This window comes from Pseudomonas sp. BNK-15, assembly GCF_047456105.1.
Classification (GTDB): Bacteria; Pseudomonadota; Gammaproteobacteria; order Pseudomonadales; family Pseudomonadaceae; genus Aquipseudomonas; species Aquipseudomonas putida_E.
In genome coordinates this window covers 2,677,415-2,698,032 of record NZ_CP179898.1, presented here as the reverse complement: position 1 = coordinate 2,698,032, position 20,618 = coordinate 2,677,415, and the positions used below count along the sequence as shown (strand labels likewise).

Below are 20,618 nucleotides of genomic sequence, written 5' to 3'. Positions count from 1 at the left end.
AACGTCGTGACAAACGCCGATGTCACCAGCAATGTGTGATCTAACGCTCGGATCGTGGCTAGGCACCCTACAGGCTCGCTTACCCGCCTCCATCTATCTCAGCGTGGATATTCGCCTGCGGATAAAGCTGCTCGATAACCGCCGCAGCAATGGCAAAAAACCGCCCATCTCGGCTTTTCGCGACAGGCAACAATCGGCCAGGAGCGGGCGATCAACCCTATAAATAAAACCGTCCCCTTTTCGTCTGACCCTATGCAACAGAGATTCGAAGGGCTAGTTTCTGCCCAGGCTGTGTAAAAACGCTGGCATCGACCTCGCTATGATTTGATGGATTCGAAATTAGCAGGGGACGCCAATGAAGCGTTTTATCCAGGGAGAGCACCGAGGCCGAAGCGCGCTGCTTCCCGAGAGCCTGGATGACTATGTGGCGGACACCAACCCGGTGCGGGTGATCGATGTTTTCGTCGATGAACTCGACCTTGGCCAACTGGGTTTTGAGGGGATCGTCCCGGCTGAAACAGGCCGGCCCGCCTACCATCCTCCCGACCTGTTGAAGATCACTGCGTAACCGAAGCCGGCCACCCGGTCGCTTTGGGCAACGATATGTTCTTCCTTCAGCAGATGCTCAGTGCAGATCGCCTACCTCAGATTGGCGGCGAACCTCGATGTCGACGATGTGACGAGGCGTTCGCCCACGTCGGGGATCGCCGTTGGCGATGGCGACGACGCCCTCATCTTCGTCGCCAGCCCACAGGCCGACTAGGTCGTGCAGGAAAAAATCCGCATAGGAGCAACTAGCGTCCCGCACCTGAATCGCCACGACCGAGGCTTTGCTTGTGTGCAGCTGGGTCAAGTTCCTGACGAGCCGGGCCGGGGCAACCCAGAGCGTCGGGCGCGGCGAGGCCGGCGTCGCGAACAGGTAGTAGGCATGCTCTGACTGCTTGAGCATGTCCTCGCACTGCTGCAGGTCGACGCCTATCGTCGAACTGAAGCCCCTCCCCGATCCAGTGCCGCTGCGCTTTTTCACCTGCACAAGGGTAGCTCGCTCGATCACCGTTTTGCCCTCGTCCACGATACGGGTCAGGAATAGCACATCCGCCCCCAGCGGAGCCCCCGCAGGCGTGCGAGCACCTTCCTCCCGTTTGCTGGGCTGACGTACCTTCACCGAGAGGCACGGATACGTCGCCCGGGTCGTGGCCGATAGCTGGTGCAACTGGTGACTCGCGTTGCCAACTGCCTCCTGCGTCAGGGCCAGGAGGCGCGCTGTATGGGCCTCCTCGTCTTCTCCCCAGGTCACCGAATACTCGCGACAAAACTTTTCCTCAATCTGGCTGAGCGCTCTATGGATGACGCGCTCCACGGACGGGTCGCCTAGCCAGGTGTGGGCGCCGACGCTGGGCAGCGCAGTGGCGTCGTCGCCCTGGCCTATTGCTCCCTCCAAGTCCGGTGCACCTTGCCTGGACCGCACCAGCCCGTTGGCCCTCAGTTGCATCTGCCTTGGACCTGTGCCGGAGAACCGGTTCGTAAAAGCCAGGTTATCCTCGTCATCCAACAATCGCAGCAGTACCGGCTCTACTTCGGCGAACACAGTCTGCTCGAGCCAAAGGCAAGCGAAATAGAGCAGACCCTGAGCTAACTCCGGCTCTCCCTTTACTTGGCCAAAAAGATCCTGCCGCCAGGCCTCGCGGGCTGCAGGGCCAAGTTGGCACCACAAAGCCTCTCGGTCCCACGCCCCGGATGGTAATTCTCTGAGGCTTTCAGCAATGCTTTGCTGGACGAGCCGCGCGGGGGCCACGAACTTGTGCCAGATCGCAGCAAGCGCAAGGTCCGAGGGCATGGTATCGGTCAACAAGGTAGCAAGCGTCGAGCAGGCTTTGGCAACGCATTCCCTGAAGTCGTCTTTCTTCTCTGTCTTCGGACGGCTGTGCCAGCGCAGGAACAGGCTGCGCACATCGTCCGCCTCAATCACGCTGCAATGTTGGATCAGCCGAGGAAAGACCGTTGGATTGGCTCGACTAAGAACCTGCTCACAGGCCCACCGGGACGCCTGGACCGTCGGCGAAATCGCAAACAACGAGAAAACGAGATCAGGCACTTTGCCCGAGGAGATGCCGAGATGGGTCTCTAGGTAGTGGCGTACATGCTGCCAATGCTTCTCGACCAGCTGCTCGAAAGCCCAATAATTCTGGCCGGGACGGGGGGCGACTAGTTCAAGGCCATGGATGCAATCGTCCCCCGACGTACTGGCCACCAGCACCGCCATGATCTCCCGATCGTCCAGAAAACGATCCCGGTCGGCATCTAGTAGCCAACTCATCCATATTGCACAGGGAGCTATGTCCGCCAGGATGGTTTCGCGTAAGGCCGGCAAGTCGCCTTGAAGTATATTCGTCCTGAAGTTCTCCACCGCAGACCGGTAGGCATCTTGGTCCAGAATGGACGATGAATCCTTGATCTCGGTAGATTCGTGCCCGAGCAATGTGAGGACCATTGCAATCGGCCCCTCCTTTGCGACGCTCTCGAGGTGGTACACAAAGCGCTGACGAACAGATTGCACACTCCATAGCCAATCGAATGCATCGACAATGCACTCGTCGGGCAGGTGGGCGTAGTCCAGCCGAAGCGTGCCCTCGCGGACGTCAAAGTATCGTCCCAGATACTCGACCAGCACCGGAGCCCAATCGGCCAACAGTATGCTGGCAACTGCCAATTCATCGTCGAAGCTAATCTTCACGCTCAAGGCGTTCTCCCTTTCCCTGCGGCTGGGCCGACTGTCCGAGTACCGGCGAATGTGGTGCGTTGAACTGATGAGACTCGACAAATCTATCGTGCCACCAGCAGTGCAAAGCGTTGCTCTCTATACCTACTCATTTTCTGATTTATGCCTTGGGTAATACTTTCCGATCCGCTGCCATATCCTCGTTAAAACCATCTGGTACAGGCTTGAAACCTGATGCCGGCGAGCGGTGGCTAGACTGGAACTGGCGCAGGCTCAATACGTCGATTTCACCTGTAATGCAGTAGTCATGGTTGCCACCCTTGACGCGCAATATGTCGCGTTTCCAGCGGTCCTTGTAGGGTGCGCGGATACGGCTATCACCGAATCGGCGGTTGTTGCACTGGATGATGTAGGCATGAATATCCAGAGCGGCAGACTCCACCAGCGCATTGAATGTGTCGGTGTCGCTGTTCCACTCTGGAACAAACAGCGCATCGATCTGGCCGCGCAGGTCAGCGCGGTAACGGATATTGGTCAGCTCGCTGCAGATCATGATGGCAAAGCGGAAGTCACCATGCTGGATGACCGGGGGCTTTTGCCACTGCTGTTCTTGAGCTGGCTTCAGCTCTAGGGCGGCCAGGCGAAAGAGCTCTTGCTCCTCATGGAATGCGGGTCGTTGTTTATCCTGGCGATACAGCATCAGCGAAGGGAAGCCAAGACCGTCATGGGTCAGCGAAGCCCAAACCTGGTGGCGCACATGCTTTTTCGATGCATGGAGGTACTCCACTCCGGTGATCAACGATATGCCACGGCCCTTGAGCTTATCGGCAATACGCATAAACCATTGGGGTGGTAGAGCTACTTCCGGGAGGATCAAATAACCAGCGCCGTCAGGCCGAGAGATCAGTTCGTTGATCAGGCGATTGATGCGTTGGTAACGGTGCAGGCCGTCCGGGTCGGGCAACCCCATGATGGCGGCGGTAAAGCTTTCATCTTTGGTTTCCAAACTGGCTACAGCAATGGTTTGTTTGGCTTTAGGTTCTCCGTCGGGGATATGCAACACCTGCTTTTTGTCGAGGTGCGGCATCTTGTGCTCGGTGAGTTCGAAGCCTCGTAGTGCCTGCACCACCAGCCCCAGCGTTTGGCGGCTAGTGGCGGCAAAAGGGGTGGGCGCTATGAGGTAGAGCTCATTGAGGCTGAACGGTCGAGTGGCAAACGTAAGTCCAGGCGGGGTACCGCGTTTAAACCTGAGCCAATTCGCCAGCGTGGCGATGCCGTCGCTCATCTCATCAGGCAGCAGTTTCTCTAAATCAGTAGTCGTGAGGTTTTTACGGAGTGGTATGCCACGCTGGCTGACCATTTCCTGAGGAAGGCCTGCAAAGCGCAAAGGGATATGGGCCAGGTCAAAGCTGAACATACGAGCGTGGAGCTTCTGTATGTGCTGGCTGGTTATGTTCATTGGACTGTCTAGAAAGCTACCCCACAGGATGCTGGCAAGGCTCTCCACATGGATTGTCATCTGGTTCTTCCAGGCAATAGCTCCCGACTTGCTGAGGCGGGAAGGGAACGCTGAAACGATGCTCTGCGCTGTAACTTCCCAGATGGATTCTTTCCATAATTGCCGCGCTTCAGCCGGCACCTTGGCAGCATCCAGGCTTTTGATCGTCAGGGTGCAGTCGTTTTCGACTTTGTTTATCAGGCCGCCCAGCGCATTGATGATCTTGTTTAGGTACTCATAATCTTCACAGGCGGTAGCCATGCGGATGATGCGGGGCAGGTATTGAGCCAGTTCGAAAAACTTGACCGGGGTCAGCAGATGCTCGATGACGGCGGCGAAAAAAGCATGGCGGTGCGCTTGCCAATCCTCTGGAGGGATATCGCGCTCGAAGGCTTCGTAGTTGCGAAGGCTTAGAGCAAAGCCAGCACGGTGTAGCGTCAGTGCATCTGTTTTGCGCAGATTGTCTGCTTGCTCACCGGCAAGGTTGGTAGCTTTGAGCAGATCCGTTGCCACGGTGGTTGGCGAATTCGGCAGGTCGGGTAACGCGCGCCATTCGCTGGCACGCTGGTTGATCTGTTCGGAAATGGCGTTGACCAGAGCGGTACCTGCAGAACCCGCAAGGATGAACAGCTTGTTTTTGCTGTTTTCAAAAGCGATGCGGTCTTTTTTGAGATAGTCAGGCTTGAACAGGATGCTGCCTTTGTCTTTTTTGAGCAGACCCTTACCGCCGTCGCGACTGAAGATCCACTCCCAAAACTGCTCGGTAGTTTTGATGTCGCTGGCGTTTTCCATGACCAGCAAAATGTCGTCCACATAACGACCGTAATAAAGCGGTACCACTTGTTGCTCGATGAACTGGTCGAGTTTCAGCAGCGCTGCGTTTGCGACTACGGCAGACGCAGGCAAACCGACGGGTAAACCTTTTTTCAGGGGTGTGTCTTGCGCCCAGGCCAACAAAGCGGAGATGAACAGGCGGTTTAGTTTTGACTGCGATTCGCTCAGTTCAATCTTGGCTAACTTGAGGAAAGTGTCGTCGAGCATAAAGCCCGGGCTTAGCTCGTGATAGAAACTGCTTACATCGGCTGTCAGGGCCAGTACTTTTTTCTTCTCGCTCAGGGCGGAGCGCATCGCCTTGATGCCACCATCACGCCACTCGCGAAAGGGCCTGAGGTAAGGCTTGAAGGAGCCAAGTGCCCACGTGTTGATCTCGTCATGCCGGTTACGGCGCAGGCGGCTGCCAAAGACGTTACTGCTGAGCTGCTTGTCGAAGAGGCCGCCGACTTCCATCATCCAGAGCGATGACAGCACGTGAAAGTCGATGCTGCAGCGGGCCATAAGGCGGAATACGGCGGCGGGTGGCTTACTGGCCTCCGTCGCGCTTAACCACTCGGCGTCCGGTGAAGCGAAGATCAGACTCTGATCCTGCTTTCCCTTGAGCATCTGGATTTCTTTGGGTGCCAGTGTCCACGTGCCGAGAAATACCGGGTCTTTCACCCAGTCCTCGCTTGTGGCTTCTATCCGATCTTTCAGGCGAGTGAGGTTTTGACTCAGGTCGTCCTCATAGTTGGCGATGTCGAACAGCGAGGGGTTGGTTGAGTAGTAGAGATCAACCTTGGCCTTGCGGTAGGCAAGGCCAAGATCGTGCAGCGATACCGATATTGGGGCGACGTCCATTTCTTAGCCTTCAGCAATCCTGAGATATCCCGGATATTACCGAAAATAAGCAGCCGTGGGCGAACGCATTGCAGGCGCTCTAACTCGGCCACTACGTGTCATCGGTTACTGACAGTGCCCAGTTTAAAAGTAAGGGATCCAGAGGGCCCGAGAGGCTATGGCACGCGAGAACAAAGAGAACGTTTTATCTGAGTCAGGACACTAGGAATTCTTTATTACACGTATCGCTACCAAGTGACTTGTTCGCAGTAGATACCGCCTCCACCAAAACTGATGGCGGCGGTATCACGCTTTTGGTACCTCGGCCAGCGATAACTTCAGATAAGCCCACCAAAAGCATCGTCAGACAGAAGATCCCCCGGAGTAGGATAAATGGCCGGGATGCCTGGGGCATTGGCTTCCTTACCAGCTGAAATCTGAGAAGCGACCTGCTGATTAAGCTTTAACAGCTCCTCCAGCAAATCCTGTTTAGCACTGAAGCCATAGGCCTTGAGCACCGCTGCATCAAGTGCTAGATGAGCATCTTCTAGTGGATTTTTTCCCGGCAAGTCAAGAGTGCGATAGAGTGCGCGCAAGCCCCCTTCGCAGTGCTCTAGTGCTTCATTTCGGATTTTGCGGAGCTGACGCCCCGCTTCAGCCACAGCATCGACCTGAGCCTTCCCTATATCTTGAGGCCAAGGGAATGTGTCAAATACCGACTCCGAAGTATAGCGCGGATCCGATTTCATGTTGGAGCACTTGGCATGGAACCACTGATAGTGCGCAGAAGATTGAAGAATACCAAAACTATAGTCATCAGCTAACACGAAAACTTGGAGCGCATCACCGGGCCGTATTGCTGAATCGACGAATGTGAAAATTGGGCGTTTAGTAACTCGTGAGCAAGCTAGGTAGCGCGGCACCTTAGCCAACTCCCCTAACATATCTGAACGACCCCAGGAAAGCTGCCACCAGCGCTCCAGGAAACGACGGTGGTGCGGGCGCATGTTGCCATCCGCATCCTTTCCTTCCTCTGCCGCTTTTTCCCGAGCAGGGAGTACATTTTGTCGCACATGCGCGAACGCATTGGGGAAACCCTGCGCCTCCAATACGCTGCGCTGCCCAAAATCGAGCAAATAGCGTCGCTCGGTAGCACCGCTTAGAACTTCGTCTCCCACCAGATAAGGTGAAATCAAAACCTGCTCTTTAGCCGGGTAAGATTTAGACTGATCCGCAGTAAGAACAAAGCCCGCATGACCAGGGGTAATACCTTGGAAGGTAACTTGCGGCGTTATGTTACAGCGCAGGACAACGGCACTGCCTACGTCTACTTTGTCAGACAATGATGCATTGATATGCGCCGCATCACGAATGTCCAGCTCGTAGTCCTTACTGGCTTGGCCTGTGCCTCGAGCCTTGCGACCCTTTGTTACCTGCTCGATTTTGTGCCACAGGCGGCGGCTTTTCGGTAGGAGAGCAGCATCCTGGGTTTTCACCCAGTTGGCGATCGAAACGTGTACGTTAGCCTCGCCAGACCAAGGTTGATTATCTACAGCTTCCACTACAGTTCCGCTACTACAGATCGCATCCAATCCCCCGATGCGGCTCGCGTTATTGCGAATATTCTGCGTCCCAACCAAGCCCCCCCTGCCAGCGAACCAATCCGTCGCGGTACATTCAGGCAGGTGGCCCTCAGCACGGCGGAACCAATAAACACACAAGTCGGCCATGCCAGGTACTTCAGGGTAAGCCTTTCGTAGGCGTTTGACATAATCAGCACCCAGCTGAGGCTTCAGCAGCTTCGCTCCCGAGAAAGGGGGGTTCCCAATGATCACGTCAGCTTCAGGCCAAGGAGTGCGGCTGCCATCGTCACGCATCAGGGCATCGCCAATTTCAAAGTTAGCGTCTAAGTTGCCTAGAGGCAATGCCTGTTCCTGAACATGCAGCTCATCAATGGCGAGTTTATGGGCAAGCATCATTGTCACTTTTGCCAACTCAACAGCGAACGAGTTGATGTCTATACCAAAGAAGTTTCGTGTTGAAACAAACCCCATCGGTCTCTGGGAAGGATCGATGCTTTTCCACTCACTCATACGTTCGTAGATACGAGCTTCCAAGCGTTTGAGTTCACGGTAAGCAACATAGAGAAAGTTCCCTGACCCGCACGCCGGATCGAGTACGCGGAAGTTTTCTATACGCATTAGCAGCTGCTCCAACTCAGTAAGAGTCTTTGCACTCTCAATACGCTGCCGCCAGGGCTCTACTATGGTCGGCCCCACCACCTTCATGATATCAACCGGACTGGTATAATGAGCGCCGTACGCACGGCGCTCATCAGAGTCCATGCTGTGCTCAAAAATAGCACCGAAGATTTCTGGACGAACCATCGACCAATCGAATTTGGCAGCACCTTTGAGCAATTCGATTTCGTCCACGGAGAGCTCAATTCGAGCTGGGTCTGCGAACAAGCCTCCATTGAAATAAGGTACACCTTTGAAGCGCCCCCCAGGAGTCTTGCCGGGGGTGTTCATTTCCACGAATAGCTGACCGATCAGGTCATAAGCTAGGCCTGGCGTTGTGCAATCATCCAGCAACCGAGTGAAAAAGTACTTTTCAAGAAGGCCGATGTCTTCGGCGAACAGTGCCATCAGAGCCTGCAGCGTAAAGCGCTGGGCCAGCTTACGATCAACGCCTCGTTTGCTCAGGGAGCGGAACAGCATCACGAGTTGGTCGGCAGCCTGTCGGGTTACGCTTTCCTGATGGTTACCGAAAACAGGTTCAGAGGGCTGCGCGAACAGGAAAGCCAACGGACCGAAACGCTTAGGAAGCTCGCTGAGGAGTACTTTATCAACAGGACTATCCATCTGGCTGTTGAAATCGTAGATCCAAAATTCGTCGAAGTTGCACAACACCACGTACTGAGGACGATTAGGAACCAAACGTGTCCAGTATGTGAAGGCTTGAGAATAATGTTTGGAAAGATCTTCCCCTCGCTTTTTCATCTCCACCAATACGACTGGCTTCCAGACCAAATCCGCAAAGCTCGTACCCTTTCCAGCCTTCTTCACCCGCATTTCACAGGTTGCGCCGGCTTCCTTAAAGCCAGCATGGCCAAATCCTCTAAAAAGCTGATCCAAGAAAATCTGGGCTTCGCCTTTTTCGTCACCTCTGATGTGGTCGGCACACCACTGCACAAACTGCTCAAGAGGGGTTTGCATTTGGGAGGTCATAGGAGAAATGCGTCCTGCGGGGGAGAGATGAAGCGCCTACTCGGCACGAGAGGCAATAGCTTACTCACTTGTGGGAATTTTCCAAGACGCAGGATAGCTTTTGGCCATCAGCCCTGCAGAGCCACCCAGCAATCGCAGGAGGACCAAGTATAAAAACCTATATAGATGCACATCATCTTCAAAGCTAATTTTTGACTGTCCGCGGGCAGTCCAGGATAGACAGCTAGCTCAAGGCTAGGCATACGATGGGTTACCCCTGATTCGCAGATTTTGAGCTGTGGGTATGGCCACCAACGACGACCATAAGCTTCACAGTCCGCATCCATCTTTTCGAGCTGGTAAAGCTGATTCCAGACAAGACTCTCCCAGAGGCAGGCCAGCGTCACCCTACTGCCTTTACTCTGATACACCCTGTAAACAAGCAAAGCTGCATTCCAGGTGGTATCCACGGAGCACGTAAACAACTCTTTGCCTTTGCCGAGCAAGTGGAAGCGAAAGTTGTCTTGGCTAAAAGCCGCATCGACCACTTGGCCCAGAGCATTCTGGCTAAAGCTTTCCGCGGTGAATTGGTGCCGCAAGACCCGAAAGACGAACCGGCCAGTGTGCTGCTTGAGCACATCAAGGCTCAACGCGCCACCGCGCCCAAGGTCAGGCGCGGTCGCCAGGCCGCGCAGCTCTGAGTAAATCTAGGAATTCCTACTCATGCCGCATCCGACTTGGTCAGATACGGCACCTTTCCAGACGGTACCCAATTAGCTGCTGCCTCTAGATGCACATCTTGATCATCGAAGAAAATGTGCGGATTAAACGCCCGAAGCACTTTGGGCTTTCCGACGCCACCGAGAAAGAACGCTTCGTCAACGTAAACACCCCAGGCGCGCAGCGTGTTGATCACGCGCATCTCGGACGGAGAGTTTCGTGCGGTGACGATGGCGATTCTGATCGGTGAATCCTTGCCGCCGGTTGGCAGTCGCTCCTGTAACTTTGCGAGCTTGATCAGAAGGCTAGCGTAGGGCCCCTCTTCCATCGGAGTATGTTGCAGCGCATCTTCCTGAGCCTGGAAGGCATCCAGACCCTGAGTTTTGTAAACCAACTCACTGGCGTCGGAGAACAGCACTGCATCACCGTCGAAAGCGATACGCACCTGGCCTTCGGGGATTTTCGGGGCATTGACTGGCGGCGCCTTGAGGATTGCCGCCGCACACTGCCGGGAGTCGATGACCTTTTGCGCGTCCTCCACATTGGTGGTCAAGAAAAGGTCGACATCGAACGCATCCATGTAATCGGCAACAGACTCCCCTCCGGTAAAGGCAGATCGTGTTATCGCCAACTGGTCACGGCGGATGGTTTTGAGCACCCGGATGCCGGTATCCGGGCTGTTGCGCGACATCACCACCACTTCGACCAGCGGCGACCGATCATCACTTTTCGTATGGCGATTGAGATCGAGCAGTGCCTTGACCAGGTGGTAACCGGTACCCGGCGCTAGCGGCTCATCCTCGTGTTTCTGCATGTACCGACGATAGTTATCGATCACCCTTTCCGGGTCGCTCTCCAGCGCCTCCTTGAACATCTGATCTGACTCACTCATATCGAACAGTGCAGTAGCGGATATGCCAACCACCAAGGTATTGCTCAGATCAAACGCCATGGGTCATTCCCTTTCAGACTTGCGGAAAATACTAGCAGTTCGCCAGACAACTCCAAAGAGGCTCAGGAAATCGGGCATGCAGAGCGCCAAGGATGCGTGCGTTCTGTTTACCTGTATAAGCTTACATCATAGACATGTAATCAAAATTTACATATCATTTCACTGTTATTACCGCCATTCGTGATCGAGAAGCAAGAAAATGCCAATCAGACCGAGACCTTTCACATTCGAATACAAGCAATGCGGTTGGACAAAGACCTTGGCGCCCCCCAGTGATGCACTGGGGCCAGGAGACTGGTTCGAACGGTGCCCACGCTGTGGCAACGAGCATCTTGCACTCCGGCAGCCAAGCTTCTTAGAACGTCTGGTCGTTGAAGCGATTTCAAGAAAGCGCGGCTTCTGAAGGCACAGACGACCAACGAAATAGCCTTATGGAGTGTGGCCAACAGCCAGCACATCAATTAGCATCTGATGTCATCTTGACCTCAACTTGTGTTCCCTGAACGCAACCAGAAACTCCGCTGCGCAGCCCGGCGGTGATCGGATGGATTCTCTCAAAATGGATTTGAACCTGAGCCCAACCTTCGGCTACCCCGCACAACCGCCTCAGGTTGATGCGCTGGCTCTGTTCCACTTTCTCAACGCTAAAGAATTTCGCAACCCGGGCGATGGTACTGAGTTGCGCTAGAACTTTGCGCGCCCCGCCCCTGGGTAAATTTCAAGGAAGCATCATGCACGAAAAAAACATTGAGCTACTGCGTGACGAAGCCCAGCGACTGCTGCAGGTTGAAATCGACCTTCTGGAGCAGATGCAGAGCCAACCGGGGGTTGTCACGCAAGCCCATGCAGGTGAACAACAGACGTTCACCATCGCGTCCATTTCCAAAGACATCGAAGTGTTGCGCGGCGAGCTTTCCAAACTCAACGATCTGGAAATGGTGCTGGCAGTAGTCGGCACCATGAAGGCAGGTAAATCGACCACTATCAACGCGATCGTCGGTACCGAAGTGCTGCCCAACCGTAACCGACCGATGACAGCTCTGCCTACGCTGATTCGTCATACGCCAGGCCAGATCGAGCCGGTTCTCAAACTTGAGAACAGCGCTCCAATCAACGCCTTGATCCTTGAGCTGGCGGATGCCCTCGAAAGCCCTCAAGCCTCAGAGCAGTTGCGCAAGCTTGCGGTGGATGACGACATGCGCGAGTTGCTAGCGCTTATCAGTCAACGGGAGCGATTTGCCAAGCGGCATGACGGCGCTGACTCGATCTTCCAGTTCCTCAAGAGTCTCAACGACCTGGTTCGCTTGAGTGCTGCGCTGAATGTCGAATTCCCATTTGCGGATTATGACGAAGTTCATGAGATGCCAGTGATCGAGGTTGAGTTCGCTCACTTGGGAGAGACCGGCCAGGCAGGGGGTCGCCTCACGTTGCTGGACACTCCCGGACCTAACGAGTCGGGACAACAACATCTGCGTAAGATGCTGAGCGAGCAGTTGAAGAAAGCCTCGGCGGTACTGGCCGTTCTCGATTTTACTCAGCTCAAATCGGACGCTGATGCACAGGTTCGTACCGAGCTGGCGGAGATCGCCAGTGTCGCGAGCGGGCGCCTGTTCGCCTTGGTCAACAAGTTCGACCAGAAAGACCGAAACGGCGATAGTGAGGAAAAGATCAAGAGCGTCGTTGCAGACGATCTGATGCAAGGCATGGTCAAGCACGCGGACGTTCACCCCGTGTCGTCCCGCTGGGGATACCTGGCCAACCGAGCTAAGCACGAAGTGTTTCTGCACAAGAAACTACCCGATCCAGATAAGCAGCCCTGGGTCGTCGATTTTGCCGAAGAAGCATTCGGTCGTCGCTGGCAGAACAGCATCGACGATATGGATGAAGTCTTGAAGGCGGCCAACGCGCTATGGAAGGACTCGCTTTTCACGCGCCCGCTGACCGACGTCATTCAGACCGCACATGCACGAGCTGCGACTTTCGCGGTTGACTCTGCCGCATCGAAGCTAATCCATACAGCAGAATCGGTCGAAAAATTCCTCGGGGTGCGTGAGACCGCGCTGGCGAAAAGTGCCAAGGTACTGCGCGAACAGATTTCCTCATTGAAGGGGGACATCGACAAGATCGAAAACATTCGCTCGCACACCGAGAAGGAAGCGAAAGAAACGCTGGCAGACATTCAGACGCGTACCCAGGACGTCTTCAAGCGGATCAAGACCGAGACCGAACGAGCGATTGATACCTACTTCAAGGAAGGTAAGGCCATCGAGCTTGAGCAAGCGGCCAGCAAGCCGGTGAAGCAGCGGGATGCGGGTATTGTACCAGCCTCGGCGGTAGGTGCAGCACTGGGCGGGATAATTGCCTCGCTTTGGGGAAGCCCAAAAGCCAAAGGCGATACAGTCCAGGAGTTCAACCTCTTCGGGAGCCTCAAAGCCAAAGCTGATGCAGCTCAGGATTTCGACCCCAACGATCCAGTGATCAAGTTCGATGACGAGAAGTCTGCGAAAGTGCTCATTACCAAGATCGATGCCGCGATCATGAAAAAGATCAATAGCGCTGAGAAAATGATGCTGCATGTAATGAGTGGAATACTTGAAGCCTTTGAGCAGAACTTCAAAAACAAAGTAACCAGTAATGCACAGAAAATCGTTGATGACCTGAACCATCGACTATCTTCTGACGGATTCTCAATTGAGTTGAAAATCCCAAGCGCAAGATCGCTGCGAATCGAGCTTAACGCCAGCGATGCGTTGGCTGGCATGGTCAGCCAGAAGAGCAAGCAGGTCACCCGTTACCGTCGCGAGACAGGCGTCTGGGGCACCGTTTGCAAATGGTTCGACAGCAACGACTGGGGCTGGGAGTCTTACAGCACTACCGAGAAGTTTTACCAGGTCGACATTCGGCAAGTTAAAAAATCAGTTTCGACTGCAATTGCCAAGGTCTTCGATGGCCTGAACGAAACGATTGCCAAATCCATTGAAGTCCCGCTGAACGATGCCGTGGACAAGTTCTTCACCGCCTTCATCGATACCGTTGAACAGATTCGTGGCGACTTGCTGCAGGGCATTCGAGACCAGGAGATCAGCCAAGCTGAGCAGCTAGCGTTGAGCCAACGTCTCGCTGGCCTCAAGCGCAATGTACCGGCCATTCTTGCCGACAGCCGCGACTTGAAAAAAGACACTGAAGCATTCGACATCCTTTCAGAAGGCGTTTCGGCATGAGCGAACAGCAACCAATCACGCAGCAATCCGAAATTTGTCAGATTCTGACGTGCCTCCCCGAAAAGTTTGTCGTGGACTTTGCCAACGGCATTGACGTTGCGCGCGAGCGGCAGGCTTATCTTAAGGGGCGCACCGGCTTTGCTGCTCGTTTGTTTGATGGTTTCACCGGTCAAGGTGCCCGTCACCAAGCCGAAATCAATGCCAGTTTGACCGACGGTGTGGAAGGTGCCCTGAACTGGCTGAAGGATCTCAGCGAGTCGTTGGCCAGCAGCAATCTTGCAATTGCAGGTGTCAACGATCGGGTTAACCACTTGAAGCTGGACGTTGCACGCATTGCGACCTATTCCATTGACACTCGCCGTCAGCTGGAAAACCTGGCTGACCGCTTGACCGAGCGCTGTGACAACCTGGACCAACAGGTTGCTCGCATTGATTTCGTGCAGCGGGTACAGCTGCATCTGGACATGGTGTTCAACAAGTGGAGCGCTGGACGATTCAACAGCTTCTCGCTGTCGGGTCGTTGTTATGCAGCTCTGGAAGAACTGCGCTGGGGCGCTTTTGGTGACTATTGTCGGCAGGCTACCGGGAATGATCGTCAGCAGTTGCTGGAGAACTTGTCCAATCGTGTCATCACCCACTTGGCCAGCGACAGCAAGGTGACGCGCAAAGAGCGTATCGCGACCCGTGAACGCTGGCTTGAAAAACCCATGGGGCGGGACGTCTTGCCAGAGGCCAGCGAATCGTTGGCTTATCTGGGAGACGACCATGAGCCACAGAAGTCGCCTTTCGTATTCGCAGTATCGCAGGTGCCTGATGAGTTGCCGCTGCATCTTCCACGACTTAACTCACCTGAGCGCATGAGCGAAGCGATGATCAGCGAACTGTTCCTGGAGGTGGCTCATGTCTGAGCATATGAAGGTAGGCCTGGTACTCTCGGGCGGCGGGGCCAAGGGCGCGTACCAAGTAGGAGTCCTCAAGGCGCTGCGCGAATTGGGTACTCATGTGGATGCTGTGTCGGGAGCGAGCATTGGCGCACTTAACGGCGCCATTTTGGCCTCGTCTCCTAGTTTTGAAACAGGCATTCAGCGCTTGGAAGAGTTGTGGGGCACGTTGGCTCAGCGCTCCCCGCTAGAGATGAACATTCCGGGTTATCTCAGCTTGCTGATCTCGGCCGGGATGAAATTCCACGGCGCCGGTACCGTCGATATCGTGGCTCGCTTGGCAAACCGAGCAGCTCAACGTTTCGGCTATTCGCTACCGAAAGGCTTCGACATTTTCGACACTGGCGTCTTGTGTGACAAACCGCTGCAAGCATTGATGGACCAGTATCTGGTCACTGATGATCTGGCCACCGGCTTGCCGCTGTATATCTCCGTTTACAAGAGCTTCGGCGGGTTGTATGACCTGCTCGCAGCTTTCCAGGCTGAATTTGGCTTTGCAGATACGCCTGACTCCGAATTCTTGCATCTGCAGACGCTGGCACCTCAGATGCAAAAAGAGATTCTGCTCGCCTCGGCGGCCATCCCTATGCTCTTCGCTCCACGCCAGACCAATGGAACACTCTACTCGGATGGTGGCCAAGGTGGCTGGCAATCCATGCAAGGCAACACACCTATCACGCCGCTACTGCAGGCCGGCTGCAATCTGGTGATTGTCACCCACTTGAGTGATGGCTCCCCATGGAGCCGCCAGGACTTCCCAGACGCCACCATCTTGGAAATTCGCCCTAAGGAAAGCCTGTCTCGCGCTTCGGGACCACTGGGTGGTAGCCGCGATTTGTTGGGCTTCGATAGCGACAAGATTCCGTCCTGGATCGAGCAGGGCTACCGCGACACTCTGCATTGTGTAGGCCGAGTGATGAGTGCCGGAAAAGCCCGCCATGAGTTGCGACAGTCCGAGGCGCGTCTGGCGCAGAGTGAAAAAGGTAATGCGAGTGCAGACCGGGCACTGGCCGATGTGATGGCTCAGTTGAAGTAATGGGTGGCTTTACAATGAGCGCGGGAAAGCCAATAGATATCAAAAATGATAATGACTTGTTGACTTTGCTTCGACGAGCCGACCCTGATGAATTGGAAGTGTTCGTCGACTACCTAACTGATAGTGGTAAGGGTCGTTTGTCGTTATCCAATGATGTGTGCGCCACCTTGGTTAAAGCCAAATCTGCACGCGCCTATCCAGAAACAGTCATTCGCACGATGATTCGTGAACTCCAACTTTTTGGCGGTAACAGTATCGTCAACCTCTTCCGCAGTGGAGGCGTGCAGTACAGCGAGATACTGTTCGATGTCTTGGAGCATCTGAAGGGCTCGCGTGATGACGGAGATTCAGTCGCCGACATCGAAGTCAAGGTATTGAAAAAACTATGGGGGCTCACGTTGGAGGGTGTCCCACGGGAACAGAGGGCTGAACTACTGCGCAAATTTGCGTCGGAAAATGCTGCCAATGATCGCGGTGACGATACTCTGAGCATGGCACAATTGCTGTCCAACGCGATGGCGGCCAGTTCCTTCGGAATTGCCGGAGGTGCTGCAGCAGGCGTCGGATTTGCCTCCACACGCGCTGTCAGCACAATGCTAGGCCCAATCGGGCTCGCCTTGTCAGGAGTTTGGGGAACCTACAATCTGACTTCGGCCGCTTACCGGGTCACCGTACCATGCGTTGTCCTGATTGCATACCTGCGGCTAAGGCTCGACGCCTGAGGCCATGAGTCTCAGATAGCGCGTAAAACAAAGATCCGCGCATTGGCGCGGATATTTGTGCTGGAAACTGGCACGGGATTGAGAACAATGACTTCGTCTGGAGGATGAAGTCTAGGCTTCTTCACCCTCATGAGAGGCTTCCCGCTGAATTTGCGTGTATCCGATAAATTGCTTCAACGACCAACGCGCTTGCGCAAACTTGATAAAGCGCTGCTCTTGTCGATCATTCAGCTCCTTGTGAAGGTCATGGTAAAAATTGATCGTGCGCTTTCTTCCCTCGAAATCATCGATCAGCGACCGCGTATCAGTAGCCATTTTCCGGACTTGATGCAGTTCGGTAGGCGGCTCATCGCCCAGCCCTTCGCAGTAACGCGGCAATTTTTCTTCCAGATCATCATTGGCCCCCTGGATGTTGAGGCGCAGCTCCAACAAGACAAAGTTACCGAGCCGACGTCGCTGATACTTATCTTGCTTACGGACATTCCCTCCTTCTCGGTTTCTATTTTCAGTAGCCCAGAGGTGCTCTACAGAGTAATAGTCGGAGGTCTTGCCCTCAGAAACCCCGAGCAAGATCTTGTCAATCTGGATCGTTTTTCGCGGCTGCAGCTTCGCTTCATAATTCATGAGAAAGTATCGCAAGCCGCTCCATTTGTAAAAATCATCAGGGCTTTCCGGATCAAGCAAGAATGATTTTTCGAAGCGGTGATCCGCCGCTAGCCAATAGGTAAAGCCAACGAGCCGGTACTCCAGAGCATCCTCGTCGGTTTCCAACCGAGTGCGCCCAACCCTTAGCTCGTCAGGTGCAATAGAGGCCAGCAGCTTGCTGTGGTAAAACTGTGCAGCATACCAGAAAAGGTCGCCCTGCCCGGTGTCGTTGCGCGACGTCATATTACGCGCCATGTAGACCCTGAAATTGAGGATCTCAAGCAACCGAAGCAATTTGTGCAGGCGCTCACCCGAACCTTTCAGTTTGATCACCATGGCCAGAAACAGCGGCATGATAGAGGCGTGACGTGCCTGCGCTCGAATTTGATCAAGGAGTACAACGGTCTCAGGCTCCAGATCAGTGTGGTCACGCCCGTACAGACGCTGATACCAGAGCGCGGCAGTTTTCATGAACTGGACAAATTCTGCTATTTTTCTGATGATCGGATTGCGCTGCGAATCACCAGCCAGGCAACTGTCGAGATTAACGCGCTTCTTGAGTTCTTCGTAGCCGTTTTGGCTATCTGTCTTGTTCAGCTTGAAATGCACGACCAGACAGTAACGAAGGAAAGCACTTTCCTCGCCGGCTGATGTTTTGCCGGCGATATTCAAGGCCCTCAGTATCTCCGACCAATCCTCATCAATGCTATCCCGCAGCGAAGCTGCAGAAAGCTTGACGCAGCAGTAGATCAGATAGTTTTTAACCTTCTCCAGTTCACTAAGCGATTTGCCCCTGTTATTGATGACCTCAAACATGATCCCTGTTTCGGCATCTTCCTCAGGCGCAAACACCAGAAACCCAAGCCGACGCTCAAGAACTGACCGTATGCGTTGCGACTCAGTACCTTGAGCGCTTTTATCTTCCAACCATTTTCTAATCGTATCCTTGGCGATTAGCAAACGCTGATGTGCCACCAGTTTAACCGGGCTGTTGTCAACGCTGCCGTCCCCCATTACCACACGTTCGAAGAATGATCGAGTGTCGGAATTCAACCGCAGAACCGCACGCTCGTTGCCCAATTCGCCACGGCGTAGGTACAACGCCGAAAATGCAGCGCGATCTTCAACCGGTAGAAAATCATTAAGCTGGGATAAGAAAATGACAAGTGTGGTTAACCGCTGCTGACCATCCACGACGCTAAAAGCGTCGCCCATTGCATGTGTCGGTCGACTGAGAACAAGCGTGCCCGTGTAGTGACGCAATGCGGCGCCATCCAGCATCAGATGATCAATGTCCTTCAGCAGTTCATCGACCTGCTTTTTGTCCCAGGCATAGCCGCGCTGATAATCTGGAATGGTGAAAAACCGGTCCGTAAAAATACCCGGCAGCGTCAGCAGCTGAGCGCCAAATCCTTGGGTGGTCATTGCAGAGTTTCGCTCCGTGAATGGCGGGGGCATGTGCAGTCTTCCAGCTGATGAGTCGCGCACACTCGAATTTCAGCGAATATTAGCACTTTGCCAGAACTCCTGAAATGCGCCACTAAGCACAAGGCTCAGGCCATTGTTGGCTGTAACCCTCAAAGCCGAATTCCGAGCCTGCGTCGCTACCAGACAAGAGGTGAACATTACAGAGCGTGCTCCCCGGCTTATCAGCAGGTTATTACAGACCAGGGCGCAAACCCTGGCCTGTTCTTTATTAAGTCAGACGCGCGATACAATCACCTTCAGCTCAAAATCTCCGCCGCGCCAATAACTCCGCCATCGCCCCCTCAAACCACCCCGCAGCACGCATCTTCAGCGCCTTGCCCCCACACTTAGGACACTGATCAATCCACTCCCCCAGCACCAACGCATCACTACGCGGGGCCACTGTTTTCGTCCAACCACAACCTTCACATTGAAAAGTGAAGGGCCTGGGTTTGATCGGCATGTTCAATGCTCCTCCGTCCCTGCCCAAACTAATTACCAGCAATACGCTCAACTACCGGGATAGGCGTTTTCAATCTGCTGATCAAACTCACCCCCAACCCCGCAATACTCCCGCGGAACACGCTCAATATCTTCAGCCACCTGCGCAATCACCTGCCGCAGCTCCAGGCGCTCAAGCCAACGGCCAGGAATAGCGCCAGCACCATACTGCGCCCCCATCAAGTTTCCGACGACCAGCCCTGTACTGCTGCTGTCACCACTGTGATTCACCGCCGCAATCACCCCTTCTTCAAGGGACCGGGCTGTCAGCGCACACCACAGCCCAATCGCCAGCACCTGCTCAGCACCCCAACCACCAGCAAAATCGTCAATGCGCTGCGGCGTAGGTGTGTACCCCTCGTAAAAGAAGAACAGCACGCGCTCGATGAGGCTGCGCGTTTCCTCCATACCAGGCACTTGCCCATAGCTGGCCAAACTTTGAGTCACGGCGTGTTCCAGGCTGCCTTGCCTATCGACAACACGCTGAAGAATGTCAGCGAACAACCCAGCCGCCAAGTAACCTGTCGGGTGCCCGTGCGTCAGCCGCCCGGACTGCGATGCATAGTCAAATGCATTGGCAAAGAATGCACAGGGTGCAACACGAACCAAGGCACCGCAGCCCTTGCTGTTGTTTTCGGCAACCATACCCAATCGTCCGCTGACCTTGAGCGCACTCATACAGGTTATGTCTGGCGCACGACGCGACCAGAGCTCCATTTGCCTAATAAGCCAGCCATCGGTGGCGACCGGTATCAGCGAAGGGTAATCCTGGGTCGTCAGCCAACGCTGCAGCGCATGATGAATAATGCAGGGCACATGACATGCCTGCCGCGAACTCCCTAGCACATAAGCCCGCAGCAAGCCTTCTGCGGTAAATAGCATCATCTGGGTAGCGTCGCTGATCGCACCGGTGATGCCAAATGCCGGGGCAAAATCACTGGTGCCCTGCGGCCCGAACCTGGCCTCGATCACAGGCCACTCAAGCAACTCCACGGGAGAGCCCAGCGCATCTCCGACGGCCCCCCCCAGTAGGCAGCCGCTGATCCGTTCAATTCTGTTCATATCGCCCCTTAACACCCTTCACCAGAAGCCAGGTCCTGCAAAATCACCAGCTTGCGCTGGAGCTGCGCAACATGTTCTCGCTCTGCGCGCAACGCCGAGCGCAGCTCGCGGTTTTCCATTTCCCAAATCTGCAGCCAGCGCAAATCCCTCTGGCAGTGCTCAACCTTTTTCCCAAGCTCACCGAGCTTCAAAGCCTGCTGAATCAGCACCAGCAGGATGATCCCCATCGCCACCAAGGCCCCTGTCGCAACCACTTCCGGCATAGTCATGCT

General features: G+C 54.7%; 13 protein-coding genes and 1 pseudogene. 7 read left to right on the top strand and 7 right to left on the bottom strand.

The window, feature by feature from the left end; genetic code table 11:
• Positions 1–355: 355 nt before the first annotated feature.
• Positions 356–559: pseudogene (locus ACMGF5_RS12285) on the top strand (IS5/IS1182 family transposase); the annotation flags it as partial.
• A gap of 66 nt (positions 560–625) precedes the next feature.
• On the opposite strand, the gene ACMGF5_RS12280 reads toward ACMGF5_RS12285, so the two are convergent.
• The 3 genes from ACMGF5_RS12280 to ACMGF5_RS12270 all read right to left on the bottom strand — a co-directional run bounded on the left by ACMGF5_RS12280 (position 626) and on the right by ACMGF5_RS12270 (position 9,088).
• Positions 626–2,740 (bottom strand): hypothetical protein, encoded by a 2,115-nt coding sequence (locus ACMGF5_RS12280; RefSeq protein WP_414157818.1) that lies wholly within the window; start codon positions 2,738–2,740, stop codon positions 626–628.
• 139 nt (positions 2,741–2,879) lie between these two features.
• Complete coding sequence (locus tag ACMGF5_RS12275) at positions 2,880–5,891, bottom strand: RNA-directed DNA polymerase (RefSeq protein WP_404602058.1); 3,012 nt, start codon at positions 5,889–5,891, stop codon at positions 2,880–2,882.
• A gap of 317 nt (positions 5,892–6,208) precedes the next feature.
• Positions 6,209–9,088 (bottom strand): DNA methyltransferase, encoded by a 2,880-nt coding sequence (locus ACMGF5_RS12270; RefSeq protein ID WP_414157817.1) that lies wholly within the window; start codon positions 9,086–9,088, stop codon positions 6,209–6,211.
• A 515-nt stretch (positions 9,089–9,603) separates the two neighbouring features.
• On the opposite strand from ACMGF5_RS12270, the gene ACMGF5_RS12265 reads away from it, so the two are divergent.
• Positions 9,604–9,780, top strand: coding sequence for a hypothetical protein (locus ACMGF5_RS12265; protein WP_404602055.1), 177 nt, complete (start codon positions 9,604–9,606; stop codon positions 9,778–9,780).
• A 20-nt stretch (positions 9,781–9,800) separates the two neighbouring features.
• Here ACMGF5_RS12265 and ACMGF5_RS12260 read toward each other — a convergent pair whose 3' ends face one another.
• A complete protein-coding gene (locus ACMGF5_RS12260; RefSeq protein ID WP_404602054.1) occupies positions 9,801–10,751 on the bottom strand; it encodes a 5'-nucleotidase in 951 nt (316 codons plus the stop codon).
• A gap of 544 nt (positions 10,752–11,295) precedes the next feature.
• Here ACMGF5_RS12260 and ACMGF5_RS12255 point away from each other — a divergent pair.
• The 5 genes from ACMGF5_RS12255 to ACMGF5_RS12235 are packed head-to-tail and all read left to right on the top strand — an operon-like array spanning position 11,296 to position 16,671.
• Positions 11,296–11,439, top strand: coding sequence for a hypothetical protein (locus ACMGF5_RS12255; protein ID WP_414157816.1), 144 nt, complete (start codon positions 11,296–11,298; stop codon positions 11,437–11,439).
• Positions 11,440–11,482: 43 nt separating this feature from the next.
• Positions 11,483–13,972, top strand: a complete 2,490-nt coding sequence (locus tag ACMGF5_RS12250; protein WP_404602049.1) for a dynamin family protein — start codon at positions 11,483–11,485, stop codon at positions 13,970–13,972.
• Complete coding sequence (locus ACMGF5_RS12245) at positions 13,969–14,880, top strand: diguanylate cyclase regulator RdcB family protein (RefSeq protein WP_404602048.1); 912 nt, start codon at positions 13,969–13,971, stop codon at positions 14,878–14,880. The genes ACMGF5_RS12250 and ACMGF5_RS12245 overlap by 4 nt, the downstream gene beginning before the upstream one ends.
• Complete coding sequence (locus ACMGF5_RS12240) at positions 14,873–15,949, top strand: patatin-like phospholipase family protein (RefSeq protein WP_404602046.1); 1,077 nt, start codon at positions 14,873–14,875, stop codon at positions 15,947–15,949. Before ACMGF5_RS12245 ends, ACMGF5_RS12240 begins: the two co-directional genes overlap by 8 nt.
• Positions 15,950–15,963: 14 nt before the next feature.
• Positions 15,964–16,671, top strand: coding sequence for a hypothetical protein (locus ACMGF5_RS12235; protein WP_404602045.1), 708 nt, complete (start codon positions 15,964–15,966; stop codon positions 16,669–16,671).
• A 111-nt stretch (positions 16,672–16,782) separates the two neighbouring features.
• Here the strand turns inward: ACMGF5_RS12235 and ACMGF5_RS12230 are convergent, their stop codons facing one another.
• The 3 genes from ACMGF5_RS12230 to ACMGF5_RS12220 all read right to left on the bottom strand — a co-directional run bounded on the left by ACMGF5_RS12230 (position 16,783) and on the right by ACMGF5_RS12220 (position 20,615).
• Entirely contained in the window at positions 16,783–18,741 is a 1,959-nt protein-coding gene (locus ACMGF5_RS12230) for a DUF262 domain-containing protein (RefSeq protein WP_404602043.1), read from the bottom strand.
• Positions 18,742–19,293: 552 nt separating this feature from the next.
• The gene (locus tag ACMGF5_RS12225; protein ID WP_404602042.1) at positions 19,294–20,346 is read right to left on the bottom strand and encodes an ADP-ribosylglycohydrolase family protein; all 1,053 of its coding nucleotides are present in this window, start codon (positions 20,344–20,346) and stop codon (positions 19,294–19,296) included.
• An 8-nt stretch (positions 20,347–20,354) separates the two neighbouring features.
• The gene (locus ACMGF5_RS12220; RefSeq protein ID WP_144968035.1) at positions 20,355–20,615 is read right to left on the bottom strand and encodes a hypothetical protein; all 261 of its coding nucleotides are present in this window, start codon (positions 20,613–20,615) and stop codon (positions 20,355–20,357) included.
• Positions 20,616–20,618: the final 3 nt, after the last annotated feature.

Coding starts and splice junctions, on each gene's coding strand:
- ACMGF5_RS12260 (WP_404602054.1), bottom strand. CDS start 10,751: ATGGCGTTTGATCTGAGCAATACCTTGGTGGTTGGCATATCCGCTACT.
- ACMGF5_RS12225 (WP_404602042.1), bottom strand. CDS start 20,346: ATGAACAGAATTGAACGGATCAGCGGCTGCCTACTGGGGGGGGCCGTC.
- ACMGF5_RS12275 (WP_404602058.1), bottom strand. CDS start 5,891: ATGGACGTCGCCCCAATATCGGTATCGCTGCACGATCTTGGCCTTGCC.
- ACMGF5_RS12220 (WP_144968035.1), bottom strand. CDS start 20,615: ATGACTATGCCGGAAGTGGTTGCGACAGGGGCCTTGGTGGCGATGGGG.
- ACMGF5_RS12230 (WP_404602043.1), bottom strand. CDS start 18,741: ATGACCACCCAAGGATTTGGCGCTCAGCTGCTGACGCTGCCGGGTATT.
- ACMGF5_RS12270 (WP_414157817.1), bottom strand. CDS start 9,088: ATGCAAACCCCTCTTGAGCAGTTTGTGCAGTGGTGTGCCGACCACATC.
- ACMGF5_RS12250 (WP_404602049.1), top strand. CDS start 11,483: ATGCACGAAAAAAACATTGAGCTACTGCGTGACGAAGCCCAGCGACTG.
- ACMGF5_RS12255 (WP_414157816.1), top strand. CDS start 11,296: ATGGATTCTCTCAAAATGGATTTGAACCTGAGCCCAACCTTCGGCTAC.
- ACMGF5_RS12245 (WP_404602048.1), top strand. CDS start 13,969: ATGAGCGAACAGCAACCAATCACGCAGCAATCCGAAATTTGTCAGATT.
- ACMGF5_RS12235 (WP_404602045.1), top strand. CDS start 15,964: ATGAGCGCGGGAAAGCCAATAGATATCAAAAATGATAATGACTTGTTG.
- ACMGF5_RS12240 (WP_404602046.1), top strand. CDS start 14,873: ATGTCTGAGCATATGAAGGTAGGCCTGGTACTCTCGGGCGGCGGGGCC.